Source organism: Shewanella marisflavi (genome assembly GCF_023283925.1).
Taxonomy (GTDB): domain Bacteria; phylum Pseudomonadota; class Gammaproteobacteria; order Enterobacterales; family Shewanellaceae; genus Shewanella; species Shewanella marisflavi.
This window is the reverse complement of sequence record NZ_JAKIKX010000002.1, coordinates 558,914-580,468: the sequence shown is the minus strand read 5'-3', so window position 1 is coordinate 580,468 and position 21,555 is coordinate 558,914. Positions and strand designations below refer to the sequence as shown.

Below are 21,555 nucleotides of genomic sequence, written 5' to 3'. Positions count from 1 at the left end.
AGAATTGATGAACTTTCGCACATCGCATCTTGCTGGTCTGCTAGCCAGCGCACTGCTTGTTCTCTCGTCTACATCGGGTTTTTTATCTGCTGCTGAACCCCTTAATATCACAGGTCCTGATGGCGAAACCCGCCAGACCCTGCGCCAATACGGACCGACGACCGCGTCTGATACCTTTTGGAGCATTGCTCAGAAGACTCGTCCCGATTCCAGTGTGACCGTGTATCAGGTGATGGCGGCTATCTATGAAGCCAACCCTCACGCCTTTTCCAGCGATAACTACAACAGCCTAGAGAAAGGCATGACTCTGCTTATCCCCTCTAAAGAGGTGATGCAGGCGATTCCTAAGAGTCTGGCGAAACAGCAGGCACAAAATAACGACAAAGGCTGGCGCCAGAAACCACAAACGGTTGCAGCTAGGCCTATTCCCGCGCCGCAAACCGAGGCAAAGGTAGAGCCTCAGGCAGAATCACCATCAGAGCCACAGCCAAGCAGCCAACCTGTGTTGAAGGTCAGTGTCGAGCAGCAAAAACAGATTGAAGAGCTCACAGCCAAGCTGGAAAGCGAGCAGGCCAAGAATCTGTCGCTGACCGATGAGCTGGCAAGGGCTCAGGATCAGCTGAATCTGGGTAATAACGATACCGAGATGCTGCAAAGCAAGATAGATGAACAGAGCGCGCGTATCGCCGAGTTAGAAGAGGCGCTGCTGATCCAAAAAGAGCAGAAAGCGCAGCTTAATAGCGAAGTCGAACAGCTACGTCAGCAGCTGGCCGCCGCCACTCAGCCTGTCACGCCGAAAGAACCTGATGACAGCTGGCGAACCATGATGAGCAACCCACTCTATATCGGGCTGGCCGCTGCCATTCCGGCGTTGCTGCTGCTCGTGTTGGTTTGGTTAGGGCTCAAGCGCCGCAATAGTAAAAATGAAGCGGTAGAGCAAGAGCAAGCTGCGCCGATCACGCCGCCAGTCGATGATGCACCAAAAGCGCCTGCGCCAGAAGCTAGCGAAGAGCTGATGGCGATACGTCTTGATAATGACGATGAGGCTGACTCCCTCGATTCATTGATGAAGGTCGATGACAATGCACTTAAGCCTGAGGCTGACCTAAGTGAGGAGGCTGCGCCGCTCGATAGCGCTGCCGATATGGTGGTGGATGCCGGCGATGAGCAGGTGATGTCACCTATCGAAGATGAAGGTCAATCTCTGGACGATCTTTGGGCCGAGGCGATGGGAGAGCAGGAGCAAGAAGAGACTCAGGCTCCTCAAGAAGATGATTTGGACAGCTTGCTTGCCGAGCTTGATGCACCCGCAGAGGAACCGGTTGAAGCGCCGAAGGCTGCGGCTGATGAATCGGCACAGACCGAAACCGATCTTGATGACTTGTTAGCTGAGTTCGAACAGGCAGAGACAAGCGCCGATGAACCTAAAGAGGAAGATCTTGACGCGCTGCTGGCTGAGTTTGATCTGCCTGCCGACGAGCCAAAGGTCACGCCAGAGGAGGAACCAGAGGCGCTAGCCGAAGAAGCGCCGTCACTTGAGGTTCCAACAGAAGACGAGACGCTTGCCGATGAAATAGCCCAAGAGCTTGAGAGCGCTATCGAAGATAAAGGTGATGAGCAGCTTGTTGATGATACCGATCTCGATGCCTTGTTAGCTGGGTTTGATACCGAAGAAGCGTCAGAATCCGCTAAAGAAGAGCAAGAAGCGACTGCTCAAGATGAGGACGCCGAGGAGATAGCGCGTCAGCTGGCTGCAGAGCTCGATGAAGGCGGTGATGAAACCGCAGAGGCGGATCTGGACGCGCTACTTGCCGAATTTGAACCACAAGCAACAGCGGTCGAGGATGACTCGTCCGAAGAACAGGCTCCCCAAGAAGAAACGCCTCAAGATGACGCGCCCTCGTTAGAGGCCGCAGAGGAAGCCGTTGAGCCTAGTGAGGTTGCCCTCGAGGAGCCAGAGCAGGAAGAGGTCAAAACATCGACTCTTGAACCTTTAGCCTTTGAGCTTGATGAAGCGCCTGCCGATAAGGGCGATGCAGATAAAGACGATGAAGCGGTGGATCTTGATGCCTTGCTGGCCGATCTCGAGTCGGCTGAAGAGAGCGAGGATACGCCCAAGTCCGATAAGGGCGAGTCAGGTTTCTTCGATGATTTGAAAGGCAACAAGCGTAGCAACGACAATATGCTTGAGTGGGATGCGTCTGCTTTAACCGGTGCGGAACCGAGTGCAGATGAGTCTCTCGATGATGACGATGATAGTATCGCTTTGCAGCTTGATGATGACGATAGCCTAACGGTTGATCAGGCATTGGCGGCCCTCGATGCGGCCGAGAAGAAGCGCCCGTCGAGAGCCGTTCCTGAGCACGATCTTACCGCATTCCAACAGGATAATGGTTTTATCGATATCGATAGACTGCTCAATGAGGCCGATGAAGAGCAACTCGATGTCGACCAGTATAAAGAGCTGGATGTGGATATGGGCGAGCTGGATAATCTGATGGGCAACGCCACTATGGTGGATGTTGACGATGAAGAGAACGCCGTCAATGCCAAATTGGATCTGGCGCGTGCCTATATCGAAATCGATGATATGGACAGTGCTAAGGCCCTGCTGAAAGAGGTCGAGCTAGACGGAAACGATCGCCAGCAGGCGGAAGCCAAGAAACTGCTTGATGATCTTTAAGGTCTAGCGTTCGGTATAAAAACGGTGCTCAGGCACCGTTTTTTTATGTCGCAGCTTGATACAGTTAGCTATCCAGTTCGGCGTGACACTATGCTAGAATCCGCCGCCTAGTGAAATTTTAATAAACCATGAGGACAGGTATTTCATGCGCGTAGCATTAGGTATCGAATATGATGGCAGCCGTTATTTTGGCTGGCAACGTCAGGCCGAAGTCGATTCGGTACAAGCCCAGCTCGAGAGAGCGCTCTCTTTTGTTGCCAACGAACCCATTTCGATTCAATGCGCCGGACGCACAGATGCCGGTGTGCACGCCACGGGGCAGGTGATCCATTTTGAGACTAGCGCCGTGCGTAAAGAGAGTGCCTGGACCTTAGGTGTTAACGTTAACTTGCCCGATGATATTGCCGTGCGTTGGGCCAAGGAGGTGGACGATGAGTTTCATGCCCGTTTCACCGCCACCGCCCGTCGTTACCGTTACATGATCTATAACCATCAGTTCCGTCCGGGGATCCTCCGCTCTGGGGTGAGTCATTATCCGGGGCTGATTGATGAAACCAAGATGCATGAGGCGGCTCAGTATCTGCTGGGCGAGCAGGATTTTACCAGCTTTCGTGCCATTCAATGTCAATCCAACACCCCGTTTCGCTGTGTTCACGAGGTCAATGTGACGCGTCAGGGGATGTATATCTGCGTCGATATCAAAGCCAATGCCTTCTTGCATCACATGGTACGTAATATTGTCGGCTCCCTGCTTGAGGTGGGCTATGGCCGTCAACCTGTGAGCTGGATTGAAGAACTGCTGGCATTAAAAGATCGCACTAAGGCGGCGGCAACGGCTAAGCCTAATGGCCTGTATCTGGTGGATGTGACCTATCCTGAGCAGTATGCCTTACCTAAGCTGGCTCTGGGCCCGCTGTTTATGCTCGATTAACCCTGAATTGAAACCTAAGAATTAGACCAATATCGCTATGACGCCTGTACCCAATGCACAATCAAGCCTAGATACTTGGCTGGCACACCTGCTGGCTATTCATCCTACCGAAATTGATATGGGCCTTAGCCGTATCTCGGCGGTGGCCAAAACCATGGGACTGGAGAGCCTAGGCAGTACCAAGGTGCTCACCGTTGCCGGCACTAACGGCAAGGGAACCACTTGCGCCATGATAGAAGCCATCATGACACAAGCGGGTCAACGAGTGGGGGTATACAGCTCTCCCCACATGCTTAAATACAATGAGCGTGTGCGTATCAATGGGGTTGATGCCAGCGACGAGGCGCTTATTGAGGCGTTTTGCGCCATCGATGCGGCGCGCGGCGCCACCTCTCTGACCTTTTTTGAATATGCCACCTTAGCGGGCCTCTACCTGTTTAAACAGGCAAAGCTGGATCTTGTGCTGCTTGAAGTGGGTCTGGGTGGACGACTCGATGCCACTAACATCATAGATGCCGATATCGCGGTGATCACAGCTATCGATCTTGACCATCAGGAATACCTCGGTGACACCCGGGAGCTGGTGGGGCGTGAAAAGGCTGGAATAATGCGTACTGCTCGCCCTGTGGTGATAGGGGAGCCGGACCTTCCCGAGACAGTGGTTGAATACGCCCATGCTATTGGTGCCCAAATGGTGCGGGTGAATCATGAGTTCAGCTACCAGGTCACTGAGTCCGACTGGTGCTTTAGCGCCAACGAAGCAGTGCTGGGCAACCTATCACTCCCCGATCTGCCACTGCCTACGCTACCACTTGCTAACGCCGCGACAGCGGTTGCCGTAGTGAGCCTATTCGAGACCGAGTTGCCGCGCGGCGCAATCGATTCAGGTTTGAACCGTGCCAGATTGAGCGGGCGGCTCGAAGTGGTCAGTGAGCAGCCTAAGATCATCTTAGATGTTGCCCATAATCCCCATGCGGCGCGCTATCTCTCGCAGCGGCTTAAGGCCTATGACGGCCAGCGGATCTTCGCTCTGTGCGGCATGTTAAAGGATAAGGATTGCCGCGCCGTGCTCGGTCTGCTCGATGAACAGGTGCATGCCTGGTATCTGACGGATCTTGACTGCGAACGCAGCGCCAAGGCTGAAGATCTTCTAAGTTACCTAGGAGAGGGCAAGCAAGCCATGGCTTTTTCATCGGTTCGCCATGCTTATCAGGCGTTAAAACAGGAGATTAACCAATCCGATGTGGTAATTGTGTTTGGCTCCTTTTACACTGTGGCTGAGTTTAAGCAATTGGACCTTGGGTGAATGCAGGTGGATGAAGTAGAAGTCAAACAAGAGAAGATATCGAGCCAGTTTCAAAACCGTTTAGTCGGCATCATAGTATTAGTGGCTCTGGGGGTCATTTTTCTGCCCGATATCTTAGACGGTAAGAAACAGCATCAGGAAGAGCAGTTTGCCGAGATCCCTTTGCGTCCTCAGTTTGAATCTGACAGCAATGCCCTGCAGTCATTCGAGCCTATCGATCTCAGTGAGCAGGAAGAGCAATTTAATCAGAACTTGCCGGCATCAGAGACTGATAGCACTACGGCAAGCGGCAGCACCTCTTCGGCCAAGCCTGGTGATTCTGGCTCAAGTAACCCTGAGGCCAGCAATTCAGCTTTAAGCAAAAATGAGCCAAGTAAGACTGAAGCGGTAAAGCAGGATAGCAAAGCGACCAGTGAGCCAGCAGTCGCTAGCTCAGCCTACACGCTTCAGCTGGGCAGCTTTAAGAATGCCGCTAACGTTAATGCCCTAGTGAAACGTTTGCGAGACCAAGGTTACCGAGCCTATACAGTGCCGAAAAAACCTGTTGATGGTCAGTTGACCAAGGTATTTGTGGGTCCGGATATCTCTAAGGCGAAATTGCAGAAACTGCAGACCAAGCTGGATAAGTTTACCGGTCTTAAATCGGCTGTGGTCGACTATAACCCGCTGCTATAGTCCGCTGCTATAGTGGTCCCGATGTGAGATACTAAGCCCAGGCAATTGCCTGGGCTTTTTTATTCTAAGGTTAAGGAGAGGTGGATTGAGTTCAGAATTCAGTGTCCGTAATTGCGGATAAACTAAATCAATTTTAAATCAGGCTAGGGGGTGAGAATGTCTTCAGTCTCTGGTAAAATCCCGCCGTCTTAATGCTAATGCTGGATCACCTTATTCAATGGTTTGGATCGATTATGCCATTATTGCGGTTATCGCAATCTCGACTTTAATTAGTCTACTTCGTGGTTTCGTTAAAGAGGCTATGTCACTCGTGGTCTGGTTTGCAGCCTTCTTTGTTGCAAGTCAGTTTTATGAAGACCTTGCCGTCTACCTGACCCAGATGAAAGATGAGTTTGTGCGCAATGGCATTGCCATCGCTATCCTCTTTGTCTCAACTCTTATCCTCGGCGCTTTGGTTAATTATCTTATCGGCCAGTTAGTGGCCAAGACTGGCCTGTCGGGCACAGACAGAGTGCTGGGCCTTTGTTTCGGTGCCTTGCGCGGCGCCTTGATCGTCAGCGCGATACTCTTTTTCTTGGATGCGTTTACCGGCGCGCCCAAAACAGATTGGTGGGCCAGCTCGCAGCTGGTTCCCGAATTCGGAGTGGTTATCCAATGGTTTTTTGACTATGTGGAAAACACCTCAAGCTTTGTACCCAAAATATAACAATCTTAAGCGGATTAACGCCTCTGTCCAGAGCAAAGGCGAACATAATAATTATCAGAACATCTTAAAATGAGGAAACCTACCCATGTGTGGTATCGTCGGAATAGTTGGCCGATCATCGGTTAATCAGACAATCTATGATGCACTTACTGTGCTACAGCATCGTGGCCAGGACGCTGCGGGTATTGTCACCGTAGATGGTAATGCGTTTAGATTGCGTAAGGCCAATGGTCTGGTAAGAGACGTTTTTGAACCTAAGCATATGCAGCGTCTGCAAGGCTCTGCGGGCATAGGTCACGTACGTTACCCAACTGCGGGTAGCTCAAGTGCTTCAGAGGCACAGCCTTTCTATGTTAACTCGCCATTTGGTATATCTTTGGCTCATAACGGTAACCTGACCAATACGGTTGCGTTGCACGAACGCCTGCTGAAGCAGCGCCGTCACGTTAATACGACCTCTGATTCTGAGGTTCTGCTCAACCTGTTAGCAGATGAATTGCAACACACCAATAGTCAGTTCCTGACTGCCGATGAGGTATTTGAGGCGGTCACTAAGGTACACGATGTGACTCGTGGTGCTTATGCTGTGGCGGCAATGATTATCGGTCAAGGCCTGGTAGCGTTTCGCGATCCTTACGGCATTCGTCCTCTGGTACTGGGTAAGCATGAGACAGAGCAGGGCACCGAATATATGGTGGCCTCTGAGAGTGTCGCACTCGATGCCGTCGGCTTTGAGACAATGCGTGATGTCGCGCCAGGTGAAGCTATCTATATCTCACTCGATGGCCAACTCTATACCCGCCAGTGCGCCAAGTCGCCTAGCTATTCACCTTGTATCTTCGAATACGTTTACTTTGCCCGCCCTGACTCGACTATCGATAAGGTGTCAGTCTATGGTAGCCGTGTGAACATGGGTACCATGTTGGGTGAAAAGATTAAGAAAGAGTGGGAAGATCACGATATTGACGTGGTGATCCCTATTCCTGAAACTTCTTGCGATATCGCCCTTGAGATCGCCCGTAATCTTGACTTGCCATACCGTCAGGGCTTCGTGAAGAACCGTTATATCGGGCGTACCTTCATTATGCCTGGTCAGCAGGAGCGTAAGAAGTCAGTACGCCGCAAGCTTAACGCCATTAACGCCGAATTTAAGGGTAAGAATGTGCTGCTGGTGGATGACTCTATTGTGCGCGGTACCACTTCTGAGCAGATCATCGAGATGGCACGTGAAGCCGGTGCCAAGAAGGTGTATTTCGCCTCTGCAGCCCCTGAGATCCGCTTCCCTAACGTCTATGGCATCGACATGCCGACTTCGAGCGAACTGATCGCCCATGGTCGCGACGCCGATGAGATCAATAAGCTGATTGGTGCCGATGGTATTATCTTCCAAGATCTAGAAGATCTGATCGAAGCCGTCCGTCAGCAAAACCCAGATATTAAGCGTTTTGAAACTTCGGTGTTTGATGGCAACTACATCACCAACGATGTTGACCAAGCCTATCTGGATCATTTAACCCAGCTACGTAACGATGATGCCAAGGCCAACCGCATCAAGGATATCGGTACCAACCTGGAATTGCACAACGTCTGTCACCCATAGGGGATAGCACTGGTGTGAGTAAAAAACCGACCCAAAGGGTCGGTTTTTTTTATGGTACATTTTGCTAAGTCACTCCCTCTGTAGCCCTAATTAAATGCCTGATAGCATGGTGTTTTAATGCTTTAGTGCTATTTTTAATAATTGAACATGCATCGCCTCATGCCTGTAGCCACCCTTAGGAGTGATAAATGAAACAATTGTCCATCAGTACTAAGTTGCTTTGGATCACCTCTGCACTGTTTTTGATCATCGTTGCCATTCTCTCTTTTAGCCTCTGGTGGTCCTTAAGTGATAAGAATGCGCAGCTGGCGCAGCAGGTGCAAAGCACCCTACATAACGAGACGCGGCAGCGTCTAAGTGCCAGAGCCAGTGAGTACGGTGAACGAGTGGCGGGTTTTATCAACGAGGCTTATCGGATCCCCTATTCTTTTGCCGGCATGATGGAGCAGAGCGCTAGCTCTCAGCCCCTCTCTCGTAATGGAGTCGAAGAGGCGGTGACTGGTGTGCTGAAAAAGAATAGCCAGCTCTCCTCCATGTACGCCCAGTTCGATCGCAATGGTTATGATGGCCGTGATGATGAATATACCGGCAATGTCAGCCACAGCGTACCCGAGACGGGGTCGCTGGAGATCTATTACACCCGTAATAGCGATGGCAGCGTCGAGCACCAGCAGGTGGATGATGCGCAAGAAAAATATGTCGATACCCTTAACGAGTTTGGTGTACGCGAAGCCGAGTGGTATCTGTGTGCCAGAGATAAAAAACGCCCCTGCTTAATGGAGCCCTACCTGTACGAAATTAGCCCTGGCAATAATGCTCTGATGACTTCGCTCACTGTGCCTGTGGTGGTAGACGGGAGTTTTCGTGGTGTGATTGGTGTGGATGTTAACCTGCCAGTGTTTCAGAAACTGATCGATGAGTTATCGGCCAGTCTCTATCAAGGCAAGGCCAAAGTGACGCTGCTTAGTCAGCAGGGCTTGGTCGTCGCGGCTAGTCATTATGATAAGAAGGCGCGGCCCTTGTCTGAGTCTATCTCGTCTCAGTTAGCCTCACAGTTGACTGGGCTGCACCGTCAGGGAGGCTATCTTGAGCAGGAAAAAAGTATTGTTGTGGCGTTTCCTATCGACATTCCACTTGCTGAGGCGCAGTGGTCTCTGGTGATTGAAGTGGATAAGGAAGATGCCTACCAGGCCGCTAATGCCATGGACGCTTCTATGTCTGCTATGGCAAGTTCTCTAGGAAGCTTGTTGCTGATGGTCGGCGCCGTAGTATCTGTGATCGCCATAGTGACCATCAGTGTGGTGATTCGCTCGATAATCGCTCCTCTTAAAGTGATTCAGAGCCGGGTTGAGAACCTCGCCAGTGCCGAGGGGGATTTGACTCAGCAGGTGACGGTTGAATCTCACGCCGAGCTTATCGCCTTAGGCGGCGGCATCAATGGCTTTATTACTAAGCTCAGGTTATTGATCAGTGAGCTGAAAGATTTGGCATCGCGCTCACAGGCCGAAAGTCAGGTGGCGGCAGATATTGCTCAGCAGACCCATGACAGTGTTAATCGTCAATACAGTGATATCGAGAGCGTGGTAACCGCAGTGAATCAGATGAGTGCCACCGCGCTTGAGGTGGCTAAGGCATCTGAGCAGACAGCCTCGGAAACAGAGGCGATGAGCCTTAATGTCAAAGCCGGCGAAGACAGCCTGAGTCAGGCCATGGGGTATGTGACCCAAATGTCCCAAGAATCGCTGTTGGCTAAGGAGGCCGTAGGTAAGGTGGCGGAAAGCAGCACCAATATCAGCAAGATCCTTGAGGTGATTAGCGCCATTGCCGAGCAGACTAACCTGCTGGCCCTCAATGCCGCCATCGAGGCGGCCCGCGCCGGAGAGCAAGGACGGGGTTTTGCCGTGGTGGCCGATGAGGTGCGGGCGCTAGCGTCTAAGACGCAGAGTTCGACCGATGAGATTAGTAAGTTAATCGAGTCATTGCAGCGAGAGGTCACCAGTGCCTCACAAATCATCGACCAAGGGGTAGATGGCGCACAGCGCGCGGTGGCGCAAACCGAGTCGGCCTTGAGTTCACTCAACACTATTGTGAGTCAAATTCAGGAGGTCTCAGGTCAGGTGACGCATATTGCGACGGCTGCAGAGGAGCAGAGCGCGGTGACTGAGGAGGTTAACCGTAATATCACGGGTATTTCCGATTCCGCTTCTGAGCTGGCACGTTTGGCCGATGAGGCGCAGCAAAGCAGTGCCAGTCTGGCGGCTTTAGTTGAGCAGCAGCATCAGCAGCTGGGCAAGTTAAAAACCTAAGTTAATCCTCTAAGCTTTTAGGCTAGCTAGGCGTCTCTGATGAGGCGCCTTTTTAATTTGTATCGTTAGAATCTTATCTCGTGAGTCGAAGAGTGCATTGGCTAGCCACTGCGAAATGATAAGGGAAGCAGCAGTCCCTGGTTGAACCATACCAGTAACCAAATGCTAAAGAGCAGGGTAAGCGCTGTACGATGCACTCTGCTACGCCGAGCGATTGCCAGCAAGGTTACGGCGCAGCTTAGCAGAAGCAGCAGGCTAAATAGTGGCAAGGGAGCGGCATGCCAAGTCACTTGCGAGTATGGCATCAAAAGCAGGACCAATGCCGTCGCCATTAGCATAGCGTAGATCAGCAAGCGGTCGGGTCGGTAGGGGGTCTTGAGTCGTGTGTGCATATTAGCCTCCGTGAATTAACCTTAGGCTACTCTTTAATGAGAATAGTTCTCAACTAAATTTACACGTAAGCATCAGATTGGCTTCTTACATTTGCGCCGACGGCGCGAGTGGTTTAAAGTTACTGTTAATTTATACAGTAATTGATACCAACATGATCCTTTACATAGCAGAGAAACCCAGCTTAGGTCGGGCGATCGCCGACGTGTTACCTAAGCCCCTGAAGAAGGGGGAGGGATATATCACCGCGGCCAATGGCGACACTGTTTCCTGGTGCATAGGTCACCTGTTAGAGCAGGCCGAGCCCGACAGTTATGATCCTGCCTTTAAGTCCTGGTCGTTCGAGCACCTGCCTATTGTGCCACAGCAGTGGAAGATGACTCCCAAGAGCAAGACCCGGGGGCAGCTCAGTGTACTGCGAAAGCTTGTTAAGCAGGCGAGCCAACTGGTCAATGCCGGTGATCCCGATCGAGAAGGTCAATTGCTGGTGGATGAGGTGATCGCTTATCTGGGCGTAAAAGGGGATAAGCTCAATCAGACCCAGCGTCTGCTGGTGAGCGATCTCAACCCCCAGGCGGTGAAGCGTGCCTTGGGGCAGCTTCGCAGCAACCGCGAGTTTATCCCTCTGTCGACCTCGGCCCTGGCGCGTTCCCGCGCCGATTGGCTCTATGGCATGAATATGACCCGCGCTTATACGTTACAGGGGCGTAAGGTGGGCTATCAGGGCGTGCTCTCTGTCGGCCGGGTGCAGACGCCGCTGCTCGGTTTAGTCGTGCGCCGTGATGAGGCGATTGAAAACTTTGTCAGTAAGCCTTTCTATGAGGTGCTCGCCAATCTCTATACTCAAGAACAGGCTCACTTTAAGGCCAAGTGGCAACCCAGTGAGGCCTGCCAGCCCTACATGGATGAAGAGGGACGGGTGTTGTCGCGGCGTCTTGCGGAAAATGTGGTGGGGCGGATAACCGAGCAGGCGGCAGTGGTGAGCGACCTAAAGGCAAAAGATAAACAGCAGGGGCAGCCGCTGCCCTATAACCTGTCGTCGCTGCAGATTGATGCGGCCAAGCGTTTTGGTATGAGTGCCAAGGCGGTGCTCGATACTTGTCAGTCTCTGTATGAGAAACATAAGCTGATCACCTATCCGCGCTCCGACAGCCGCTATCTGCCCAAGGAGCAATTGGCCTTAGCCCCTAGCGTGATAGGCGCCGTGCTCAAGGGCGCGGGCGAGCTTACGGCCCAGTGTGATGCGCCAGATCCTAAGATAGTCTCCAAGGCCTGGAATGATGCCAAGGTGGATGCCCACCATGCCATAGTGCCCACCGAGAAGGTGGCTAACCTGAGCACCCTAAGCCAGGCCGAGAAACAGATTTACCTGCAACTGGCCCGCCAATATCTGGCGCAGTTTTACCCTGTCTATCGTTATCATGAGACCCAGGTCGAGGTGGAGATCGCCGGGGGGCATTTTCATACCAAGGCAAAACAAGAGATCGCCCTTGGCTGGAAGCAGTTGTTTCCCAAGCGTAGCGATGACAAAGCTGAGAGTGAAGGGGAAGAGGGGCTGGCCCAGTTACCACCGCTGCATAAGGGACAGGCGCTGCATTCGGGGCTGGGAGAGCTTATCGAGAAGCAGACCCAGCCACCTAAGGCTTTCACCGATGCGACTCTGCTCAGCGCCATGACGGGGATCAGCCGCTATGTCACTAATGCTGAGATCCGCAAGATCCTAAAAGAAACAGATGGCCTGGGTACAGAGGCGACTCGCGCTGGGATCATCGAGCTTCTGTTTAAGCGCGGCTTCCTGGCGCGTCAGGGAAAATCTATTGTCTCCACTTCGGTCGGTCGTGGACTCATCAACAGTCTGCCTGAGTCGGCAACTACGCCAGATATGACAGCGCTGTGGGAGAGTCACCTGGATGCCATCAGCCGTAAAGAGGCGAAATATTTAACCTTCATGGCGCCGCTTATCGAGTCGCTTAATGGACTTATCATGCAGGCGGGTGCCCAGCTGCCCAAGGCCTTGCAAGGTGTCGAGGCGCCTAAGAGCCAGTTTAAGAAGCGCGGTTATGGAAATCGCCGTGGCAGCACAGCAGGTGGCAAAGGCAATACGAGCGGCAAGAATAGCGGCGCGGCTAAGGGAAGCGCTAAAACAGCCTCCAAGGGCAATGCTAGAGGAACGGCTAAACCGCGCTCATCTAAAGCAAGGGCCTAAACAAGAACTTAAGCAAGAGCTTAAGCATAGGCCTAAGCAAAAGCCTGAGTGCATACCCATTAATGCAACTTTGCACCTCAGTACGGCCAAGGTTAATGAGTGCTCTGTTGTAGGGCACAAGCGCAGTCGGGGAGTTGCTTCATTAAGAGCAGGGGCTCGGAGGCCCCAAGAGTTGCTATCGTGGCAGATAATTGCTGTGAAAGCCTTTATCTGCAGGCGCGGTATTGGTTGCTGATGGGGTCATATTCAAAGCCTGATGCGGCCAACTTCTGCTCCAGTTGCTCTTTGGGAATATCTAACTGGTAAAAGAGTTCCTGTTTATCCTGGCAGTTCAGCCTGAGTTGCTCGTTAACTATTCCCACGAGTATATCGCCGCTTAGCTGAGTTAAGTGGTAATCCATATTTGTCTCCTGCTTATCTTGATATGCATCTGTTATAGGTTTAGCCCAGTTTTTATGGGCTGACAACGATGTTGTTACCATGAGGCGGCGTTTGGTGACGTGGCTTTTTATGGCTGTTTACAACGATATTTAATTATTAACACGATATTTAGCGATCTTGATTCACGATATTTCGTGAACGCTTGATCTTATTCTAACTTCCTGTCGATTAGGCCTTTTTATTCGGTGCTGGCACGTTAGCTGCTGTTACAGGCTATTGGGGATACCCAATCTAACAATAAAACAGATAAACACTGATAAAGGGAAATATGATGAATAAGAAGTTATTAGCTCTGTTGATTCCATCTGTATTGATGGCGAGCTCGACGCAGGCCATTGAGTTGTACAAGGATCAAACCAATGCACTGAATATGATGGGCTGGTTAGGTTTCGCTGCGGTTAACGATGGTGACGATACTGCCGTGGTTGATAATTTTTCGCGTGTCGGTTTCAGGTTCGACCGCCAGGAGAAAAACGGCTGGCGCAGCTTTGCTCACACCGAGTGGGGCATCAACATGGTCACCAGCGATGATTCGCTCAAGTATGTCGGCGGCCAACTAGGTGCGCAGAAGACCTCAGACTTCCTGTTTAACCGTCTGGGTTATGTTGGCCTGTCACACGCCAAGTGGGGTAGCCTGAGCTTTGGTAAGCAGTGGGGCGCCTACTATGACGTGGCCTATACCACAGACGTGCTCAACGTCTATACCGGCTACTCGGTCGGCGCCTATACCTTCGGTGACGGTGGCCTAACCGGCGCGGGCCGCGCCGATTCAGCCTTCATCTATCGCAACAGCTTCGGCAACCTGGATATCGCGCTGCAATACGCCGCCAAGCAAAATGGCGACGTCGCCCTGTTTGATAAGAATGGTCAGGCGGTGGATGATGGCTCTCACCTGAGCTTCGACACCAGCTATGGTGCCAACCTGACCTATCATGTAACCGATAAGTTTAAGGTACTTGCCGGCTTTAACCGCGGCGATTTCGAGGGTGAGCTGGCCGGAGTTAGCGTCGATGATACCAATGAGATCATTGGTATCGGCGCCCAATATGGCTCCTTCTATCAGTACTCACCTGGCCGCGACGCCAAAGGCCTCTATGTCGGTTTCAACGCCCATCAGAGTAAGCAAAATGAATTGGTGGCGGGTCAGCTTTATGACTCTACCGGTGCCGAGTTCCTGGTGGCCTACCACTATGACAATGGTTTCGTGCCTAGCTTCCTAATCTCTTACCAAGATCTGGATACCGACGAGACCACTGCCATCAAGGGTAACTGGACTCGTCAGTTTGCCGTAGTAGGCCTGCACTATCGCTACAGCCGAGATACCGTGATGTTTGCCGAAGCCAAGTTCGACTTCAGCGACATGGATGACAAGGGCTTCGAGGCGGCCCAAGACAACAGCTACGCCGTCGGTATCCGCTACTTCTTCTAGTTTGATTGTTCCCTGCAAAGTTCAAAGCACTCCTCGGAGTGCTTTTCTTGTCTCTGGTATTTAAAGGATTAGCGCCAGTTTATAAAGCTAAGCTATTAATACCAAAGCATTTAGTGCCAAGCTTTTAGTGCTAAGCTCTTAACACCAAGCCTTTAGCACTGAGCTCTTAACGCCAAGCTTTTAGCACTGGCAGTTAACACAGCCCTAGCTTCTTCATCTTGCTGCGCAGTGTGTTGGGGTTGATATCCAGTAACTCGGCGGCGCCACCCGGCCCGTAGAGCTTACCGCCGGTGATCCTTAGCGCATGGGCAATATATTTGCTCACCATGATGTCGAGTGGGACTAGCTTATCGCTGGCGTGGCTGGGATCGATAATGATGGTCTCCTGTCCACCATTGGCGCTGGGCTCTATTTTATCGAATTGAATCAGGTTGAAGTTGAGCGGGCCCTCAGGGGTTTCGATCATGGCACGCTCCAGTACATTGATCAGCTCGCGTACATTACCCGGCCAATGGTAGTGGTTTAGGCTGTTGAGTTGTTCGGCGCTGATTCTGGGCAGTTTGTTCAGATTGAACTTGGCTGCTAAAACTTCGATAAAGTGCTGCACAAGCAATGGAATGTCCGAGCGGCGCTGACGCAAAGAGGGGATCTCGATAGGAAAGATTGCTAGGCGGTACCAGAGATCTTCGCGAAAGGTTTGATTTTTCACCATGGCCTGTAGGTTTCTGTGGGTAGCCGCGATTACTCGAATATCAAGGTTGATGGAATCATAACCACCCACCCGGGTGATGCTGCCGTTTTGAAGTACTCGCAGCAGCCGTACCTGTACCGAAAGTGGTAGCTCACCTATTTCATCTAAGAAGATGGTGCCTCCGTTGGCCTGTTCGAATAAGCCTGCCTTACGATGCTCGGCACCGGTAAAGGCGCCTTTTTCGTAACCAAACAGTTCTGAGTCGATCAGACTCTCGGGGATAGCGCCGCAGTTGACCTTGATGAAGGGCTTATCAGCACGTTGGGATTTACAGTGGATCGCATTGGCGATCACCTCCTTGCCGCAACCGGTTTCCCCCAGAATCAACACGCTGGTATGCAGCTTGGCGATTGCCTCCACTTGGCTCATTATCCGTTTGAGTCCAGAGTCGGCGCCAATGACCCCACAGGGATTAAAGGCCTCTTTGAGTACCCGGTTTTGTTGGGTAAGTGCCTGATTGGCTCTGAGTAAGTTACGCCCCTTAAGATTAAAGGCAGTGATCAGCGACAGGGTATCCTTGTGGGGTTCGATCAGTTCGGCGTGGCGGTGACAAAACTGCATCTTCTGCTTGGCATAGAAACCCACCACACCTAGATGGGTGTTGCCGCTTAACATACGTAGCAAGATCACCGACTGGATATTCGGGATCACTTGAGGCGCCACAAAGCCTGTCACCTGATCATGTTCTAGATCGTTAATAATTCGGATCACCGGACGGTCTGGATCTTTCAGCAAAGTCTCCATTTCTGTGGAGAGCTTCACCTGTTTAGTCAGTGCAGTAGCCTGCTCGCTATCCACATGGGCGAGAAATTGGATATCACCATATTCTGGTCGATAGATATTAAGGTAGATACCGTCTATCGGAAGGTGTTGCTTGATGTAGTCAAAATAGGCTAGCAGTGAGTGTTCAAGCTCCAGACTGCTGCACAGTCGCTGTGTGGCTTCGAAATAGAATTGTTTTTGCATTGATATGTCATGGTAACCACGAAGTTTCGTGATTGTAGATCATTATATTTCGTGATTATGTGTTCCCCTTCATAAATTGCTTGTTATCCCCCTCTTTTTAGGTAGTTGGCATGAGGAGTGCAAACTTAATGGTATGAAATCAGTAATTAACTTTCTGATTTTTATGTTTGCTTAATAGGTTTACAGGATAACAAATAATGACACGAAAAGATCTAATAAGCCCGGGTCGACGCCAGCTGTTAAAAGGTGGCGCCGCGATGGCCGCCAGCGTGGCTGGCCTGGGAGCAATGGGCGCCGAAGCGGCCGAGTGTAGCGGCGATACCCTGCCTCGTTTTGACGAGATAGTCGATGTTCTAGTGATCGGTAGTGGTTTCGCCGGTATGTCGGCGGCGCTGCAGGCCAAAGAGGCTGGTGCTAGCGTAATGGTGATCGATAAGATGCCTGTGTTTGGCGGCAACTCCACCATCAATGGCGGCGCCATGGCGGTAGCTGGTTCCAAGTTGCAGGCTAAAGAGGGGATCAAGGATTCGGTCGATACCATGGTGGCCGACATGCTCAAGGCTGGTCGCGGCATGAATGATGTCGAGATGCTCAAACTGGTGTGTAACGGCACCGCCGAGTCTTGTCTGTGGCTGGAGGCCTATGGCGTTGAGTGGAAGCCTTTCGTGCAGCACTTCGGTGGCCACTCGCTGCCTAGAGTGTTACAGACTGTGCAGAGTTCCGGCGCTGGCATCATTCGTCCCCTGATCAAGGCGGCGAAGCAGCATGGTATCGAGATGCGAAATCAGACCAAGCTCGAATCTTTTGTGAAAGATTCGGCGGGCCGTGTGATCGGTGTCCAAGTTCGCGATGGCTATTATTTTCCGCAGGAGCGCACGGGTAAAATGCGTCTCATCGGCGCACGCAAAGGGGTGATCATGGCCACCGGCGGCTTCTCCCGCGATCTCGACTATCGTCAGATGCAGCAGCCTGAATTAAATGGCGATCTGGACTCCACCAACCATCCCGGCGCGACCTCTGAGGCCCTCAAGCAGATGATGTTGATCGGCGCTAACCCTATTCATCTGGACCAGATCCAGCTCGGCCCCTGGGCATCACCGGATGAGAAGGGCTTCGGCACCGCCTCTCAGTTCAACACTATCGCCACCTATCCCAGCGGAATAGTGGTGGATGTGCGTACCGGCGAGCGTTTCTTCAACGAATTGGCCGACCGCAAGGCGCGCGCCGACGCCATAATGACACGTCGTGATGACCAGGGTAACCCCGTCTATCCAGTTGGCTTTACCAATGCAAAGGGGGCAGCCAAGGCTCAGACATTGGAGTGGGGCATCAAGTACAAGGTGATCCAAAAGGCGGACACCCTGGAAGAGTTAGCAGCCCTGTATCAGATCCCCGCCAAGCCATTGAAAGATCAGGTGTCGCGCTGGAATGACGCGGTGAAAGCCGGCGAAGACAAGGAGTTTGGTCGACCCATGCAGAAGGCCATGGCACTGGAAGGGGGGCCTTGGTACGGCGTGCGCATGTGGCCCAAGGTGCACTACTGCATGGGCGGTGTGAAGGTGAATACCCAGTCTCAGGTGCTGCACCTGGTGAGCAACGAGCCGATTGACGGCCTGTATGCCGCGGGTGAAGCGACTGGTGGCATCCATGGGGCGAGCCGTCTCGGTGCCTGCGCCGTGGCAGAAGGTGTGGTGACGGGCAGAAATGCCGGTCGTATCTGCGCGGCAAGCGCGGCAATCGAATTAAAACAGGCTTAACGCAGGTGTGAGCCTAGAAAAATATTAAGGAATTGATGATGAAAAAAGTAAATACTCTGTTGGCAACAACCGCCCTGGCGACTAGCGCCTTGGCTATGACCTCCGGCGCCGCGATGGCGAGGGATACTGTGGTACTCGACGGCCAGCATCTGACGCAAGCGCAGGCTTGGGCTATCGCTGATGGTGCCAAGGTAGATATCGCGCCTCAGGCGGCCTCGTCTTTGGTGAAGGCCCACGACCTGCTGATGGAAGCGGCGCGTCTAGGTAAACCTGTGTATGGTCTCACCGTGGGCGTGGGGCTAAACAAGGACCACAAGCTGTTCGATGCCAATGGCGAGCTAAGCGCCGAGGTGATGGCGGCTTCTAAATCTTTTAATTACAGCACCCTAAGAGCACACAGTGCAGGCGTTGGCGAGCCAATGCCGGTAAGACTTTCCCGTGTTGCTCTTGCGGTTCGCTTGAATACAATTCTGTCTGGTCACACTGGCGTGCAGCCCTACGTGGCAGAGATCTACAAGGCTTACCTGAATAAGGGGATCACCCCTGTGATTCCATCGCAGGGTACCGTGGGCGAGGCGGACATTCTGCTGGCATCCCACGTGGGCCTAGCCATGATCGGTGAGTGGGATGTGTTTTATCAAGGTAAGCGCATGAGTAGTGTCGAGGCCATGAACAAGGCGGGCGTGAAGCCACTTAAGCCTATCGGTAAAGACGCGCTTTCTATTTTGTCTAACAATTCGGTTGCCGTTGCTTACGCCATGAAAGGCTACCAGGATGCCGAGCATTTGCTGCAAGTCTCTCCAACCGTATTTGGCCTGAGCCTTGAAGGCTTGAACGGTAACGTGGCGCCATTCTTGCCACAGACCAATGACATTCGTCCTTTCCCTTATCTGAAGGCGACCACAGAGGATATTTTGGGCTCACTCTCTGGCAGCTATCTGTGGGATCTCAACAGCGAGCGTCCACTGCAAGACCCGTTGAGCTACCGCACCACGGCCTATACCTTAGCGAGCGCGCAGAAGGCGCTGTCTGATCTGGGGCTGGTGATCGACATTCAGATCAACCACTCGGACGATAACCCTGGCGTGATCCTAGGTGCCAGTAAGCAATATGCAGAGCACTCTCAGGTGGCCAAATACTTGGTAGAAGGCAAGGGCGGCGTGTTCCCAACCACTAACTTCGAGCCGCTTCCTGTGGCTCTGGCTGTGCAGCAATTGAGCGTGGCCCTGACCCATGTCTCTCACAACAGCGCTATGCGCACCATTCACCTGTCGGACGATCACTTTACCCATCTTCCACGTTTCCTGAGCGCGCCGGGTAACAATGGTCACGCCTTCGGTGCGATCCAGAAGACCTTCGTGGATATGCAGGTGCGCAACAAGATGTTAGCGACCCCAGTATCTTACGATGGCATTCCGATCGCCGGTAACATCGAAGACACCTTCACTAACCTTAAGCTGGCGAGCGACAACCTGATTCAAATCGTTGACAACATCAATACCATGTATGGTCTCGAGTTGTTGCACTCGACCCAGGCTATTGACCTGCGCAAGGCCGGCAACGCCGACATTAAGTTAGGTAAGGCGACTAAGGCCATGTACCAGGCGTATCGTCAGCAAGTGCCTTTCGTCGAGCTTGACCGTCCGTTTACGCCAGACATTCAGGCGTCACACGACTTCATCGTCAAGTACTGATGGATTGGGCAATAGCCCAAGTGAGTTATTAGCTGGGGCGCTTGGCGCCCCACAATAAGGATTAAAGATGTTAAGAGTAATATCGGCCCTCTGTTTGGCGGCGCTACTGAGCGTGCCGAGCGCACAGGCCATGAAGCTAAAAGATTATCATAAAGAGATCATGACCAACGAGCAGGGCAAGGTGGAATGCAGTGCCTGTCATGGCGAGGCGAAACGCAAGAGCATACCTAAGATGAGTGCCTGCGAGTCTTGTCACGGTACGGCGGCCGAGATGGCCGAGCTGACCAAGCGTCCCGAGGGGGCAGGTCACAGCGTTGAGCCAAATCCCCACGACAGCCTGCACTATGGCAGCGATCTTCCTTGTACTTACTGTCATCAGGAGCACAAGGAGAGCAAGGTGTACTGCAATCAGTGTCATGAGTTTAAGTACCCTAAGATGAAACGTTAGCCAAGTTCGGCTAGGGCGCCCAGTGCCGAGTCTGGGGACAAGGGTCACAGCGCACGCTCCCGCTGCTGTGGCCTTTTTCTTTACCTCTTCCCCGCAATTTCAAGCTATTACCTTCAGTTATTCGCTTAAATAGGCTACTTTGTCTTTGATTATCAACATTTGATGACTAATTGAGTTGAGGAGTGGATCTTGGATAGAATCGATACCATGAAGGCCTTTACGGCCGTGGTGCAGGAGGGTTCCTTTACCAAGGCGGCCGACAGGCTTGGGCTTTCCTCTCAGTTGGTCAGCAAATATGTGTCTCAGCTTGAGGAGCATCTTAAGGTGCGCCTGCTTAATCGCACCACGCGGCGGGTCAATGTGACCGAGGCGGGTAGGGCCTATGTCGAGCGCTGTCAGCAGGTGCTTATCGATATCGAAGAGATGGATAATGCCTTGACCAACCTTAGCGAGACGGCCTCGGGTTTGCTTAAGGTCAGCGCGCCCATGTCCTTTGGCATCCATCACCTGCCAAGCGCACTCGTGAAATTTCAGCAGCAACATCCTGATGTTAAGTTAGATATCACCCTGACCGACAAAAAGGTGGATCTGTTGGAAGATGGCGTCGATGTGGCGCTGCGGATAGGTCAGCTCTCAAGCTCCTCGCTGATCGCCAAGAAGCTCACTCCGATCAAGCTAGTTGTCTGCGCCTCGCCAGCATATCTGGCCGAGCGCGGTGAACCCAAGACCCCGGCGGATCTTGTCCATCACAACTATCTGCATTTTAGCTACTCAGATCTGGGTGCGGCCTTTGGTCGGTTTGGCGAGCATTTCTCTGCGCTCAAGATCCCAAGCGATTTTGCCTGTAACAACGGCGACATGCTGGTAGAGGCGGCTATTGCGGGCCGCGGCATAGTGGTGCAGCCCACTTTTCTCGTAAGTAAGGCATTGCGACGCGGTCAACTCAAGGCGATTTTGACCGACTACGCCCCTGAGCCCTTTGGCCTATACGCCGTCTATGTGCACCGTAAGTTTCTCGCCAGCAAGGTGCGCTGTTTTGTCGACGCCCTGAGCCAATACTATGGCAAGACCCCATACTGGGATGCGATAGACGACTAACTGGTTTTGGCTAGCTTTCTCGCTTTAGCCAGCTTTCTTGTGCTCAAGCCCTAAGCCCTAAGCCTAGGTTTTTTAAGCCTTAGTTCCCCGGCCTGAGTCTCTGAGCCTTAATCTCTAAGCTTTAGTCTCCAAGCCTTATCTGGCATCTCTACTTATTATCGCTATTTT

General features: G+C 52.3%; 16 protein-coding genes. 13 read left to right on the top strand and 3 right to left on the bottom strand.

Annotated features, from left to right (window positions below; translation table 11 throughout):
• Positions 1-7 precede the first annotated feature (7 nt).
• The 7 genes from L2712_RS07335 to L2712_RS07305 all read left to right on the top strand — a co-directional run bounded on the left by L2712_RS07335 (position 8) and on the right by L2712_RS07305 (position 10,207).
• Complete coding sequence (locus L2712_RS07335; protein ID WP_248977364.1) at positions 8-2,683, top strand: FimV/HubP family polar landmark protein; 2,676 nt, start codon at positions 8-10, stop codon at positions 2,681-2,683.
• Between the two features lie 145 nt (positions 2,684-2,828).
• The gene (gene truA / locus L2712_RS07330) at positions 2,829-3,614 is read left to right on the top strand and encodes a tRNA pseudouridine(38-40) synthase TruA (protein ID WP_033539181.1); all 786 of its coding nucleotides are present in this window, start codon (positions 2,829-2,831) and stop codon (positions 3,612-3,614) included.
• 37 nt (positions 3,615-3,651) lie between these two features.
• Positions 3,652-4,920, top strand: a complete 1,269-nt coding sequence (gene folC / locus L2712_RS07325) for a bifunctional tetrahydrofolate synthase/dihydrofolate synthase (protein ID WP_248977363.1) — start codon at positions 3,652-3,654, stop codon at positions 4,918-4,920.
• Between the two features lie 36 nt (positions 4,921-4,956).
• Positions 4,957-5,595 (top strand): cell division protein DedD, encoded by a 639-nt coding sequence (dedD, locus tag L2712_RS07320; protein WP_033539269.1) that lies wholly within the window; start codon positions 4,957-4,959, stop codon positions 5,593-5,595.
• Between the two features lie 217 nt (positions 5,596-5,812).
• Positions 5,813-6,301, top strand: coding sequence for a CvpA family protein (locus L2712_RS07315; RefSeq protein ID WP_033539183.1), 489 nt, complete (start codon positions 5,813-5,815; stop codon positions 6,299-6,301).
• Between the two features lie 85 nt (positions 6,302-6,386).
• Complete coding sequence (gene purF / locus L2712_RS07310) at positions 6,387-7,901, top strand: amidophosphoribosyltransferase (protein ID WP_033539184.1); 1,515 nt, start codon at positions 6,387-6,389, stop codon at positions 7,899-7,901.
• Positions 7,902-8,089: 188 nt separating this feature from the next.
• Positions 8,090-10,207 carry a methyl-accepting chemotaxis protein gene (locus L2712_RS07305; RefSeq protein ID WP_033539185.1) on the top strand — a complete coding sequence of 706 codons (2,118 nt, stop codon included), beginning with the start codon at positions 8,090-8,092 and terminating at the stop codon, positions 10,205-10,207.
• Positions 10,208-10,308: 101 nt separating this feature from the next.
• On the opposite strand, the gene L2712_RS07300 is transcribed toward L2712_RS07305, so the two are convergent.
• Complete coding sequence (locus L2712_RS07300; RefSeq protein WP_248977362.1) at positions 10,309-10,599, bottom strand: hypothetical protein; 291 nt, start codon at positions 10,597-10,599, stop codon at positions 10,309-10,311.
• 152 nt (positions 10,600-10,751) lie between these two features.
• Here L2712_RS07300 and L2712_RS07295 point away from each other — a divergent pair, with 152 nt between their 5' ends.
• A complete protein-coding gene (locus L2712_RS07295) occupies positions 10,752-12,803 on the top strand; it encodes a DNA topoisomerase III (RefSeq protein WP_248977361.1) in 2,052 nt (683 codons plus the stop codon).
• Between the two features lie 206 nt (positions 12,804-13,009).
• On the opposite strand, the gene L2712_RS07290 is transcribed toward L2712_RS07295, so the two are convergent.
• The gene (locus L2712_RS07290; protein ID WP_033539188.1) at positions 13,010-13,204 is read right to left on the bottom strand and encodes a DUF4250 domain-containing protein; all 195 of its coding nucleotides are present in this window, start codon (positions 13,202-13,204) and stop codon (positions 13,010-13,012) included.
• Between the two features lie 311 nt (positions 13,205-13,515).
• Here L2712_RS07290 and L2712_RS07285 point away from each other — a divergent pair, with 311 nt between their 5' ends.
• Positions 13,516-14,673, top strand: coding sequence for a porin (locus tag L2712_RS07285; protein WP_248977360.1), 1,158 nt, complete (start codon positions 13,516-13,518; stop codon positions 14,671-14,673).
• Between the two features lie 193 nt (positions 14,674-14,866).
• On the opposite strand, the gene L2712_RS07280 is transcribed toward L2712_RS07285, so the two are convergent.
• Positions 14,867-16,390, bottom strand: a complete 1,524-nt coding sequence (locus tag L2712_RS07280) for a sigma-54 interaction domain-containing protein (protein WP_248977359.1) — start codon at positions 16,388-16,390, stop codon at positions 14,867-14,869.
• A 197-nt stretch (positions 16,391-16,587) separates the two neighbouring features.
• Between L2712_RS07280 and L2712_RS07275 the strand changes: the two genes are divergently transcribed.
• The 4 genes from L2712_RS07275 (at position 16,588) to L2712_RS07260 (ending at position 21,387) form a co-directional block, all read left to right on the top strand.
• The gene (locus tag L2712_RS07275) at positions 16,588-18,147 is read left to right on the top strand and encodes a flavocytochrome c (protein WP_248977358.1); all 1,560 of its coding nucleotides are present in this window, start codon (positions 16,588-16,590) and stop codon (positions 18,145-18,147) included.
• A 35-nt stretch (positions 18,148-18,182) separates the two neighbouring features.
• Positions 18,183-19,841 carry an HAL/PAL/TAL family ammonia-lyase gene (locus L2712_RS07270; protein ID WP_248977357.1) on the top strand — a complete coding sequence of 553 codons (1,659 nt, stop codon included), beginning with the start codon at positions 18,183-18,185 and terminating at the stop codon, positions 19,839-19,841.
• Between the two features lie 67 nt (positions 19,842-19,908).
• Positions 19,909-20,289 (top strand): cytochrome c3 family protein, encoded by a 381-nt coding sequence (locus L2712_RS07265; protein ID WP_248977356.1) that lies wholly within the window; start codon positions 19,909-19,911, stop codon positions 20,287-20,289.
• 189 nt (positions 20,290-20,478) lie between these two features.
• Positions 20,479-21,387, top strand: coding sequence for a LysR family transcriptional regulator (locus L2712_RS07260; protein ID WP_248977355.1), 909 nt, complete (start codon positions 20,479-20,481; stop codon positions 21,385-21,387).
• The last annotated feature ends 168 nt before the right edge of the window (positions 21,388-21,555 follow it).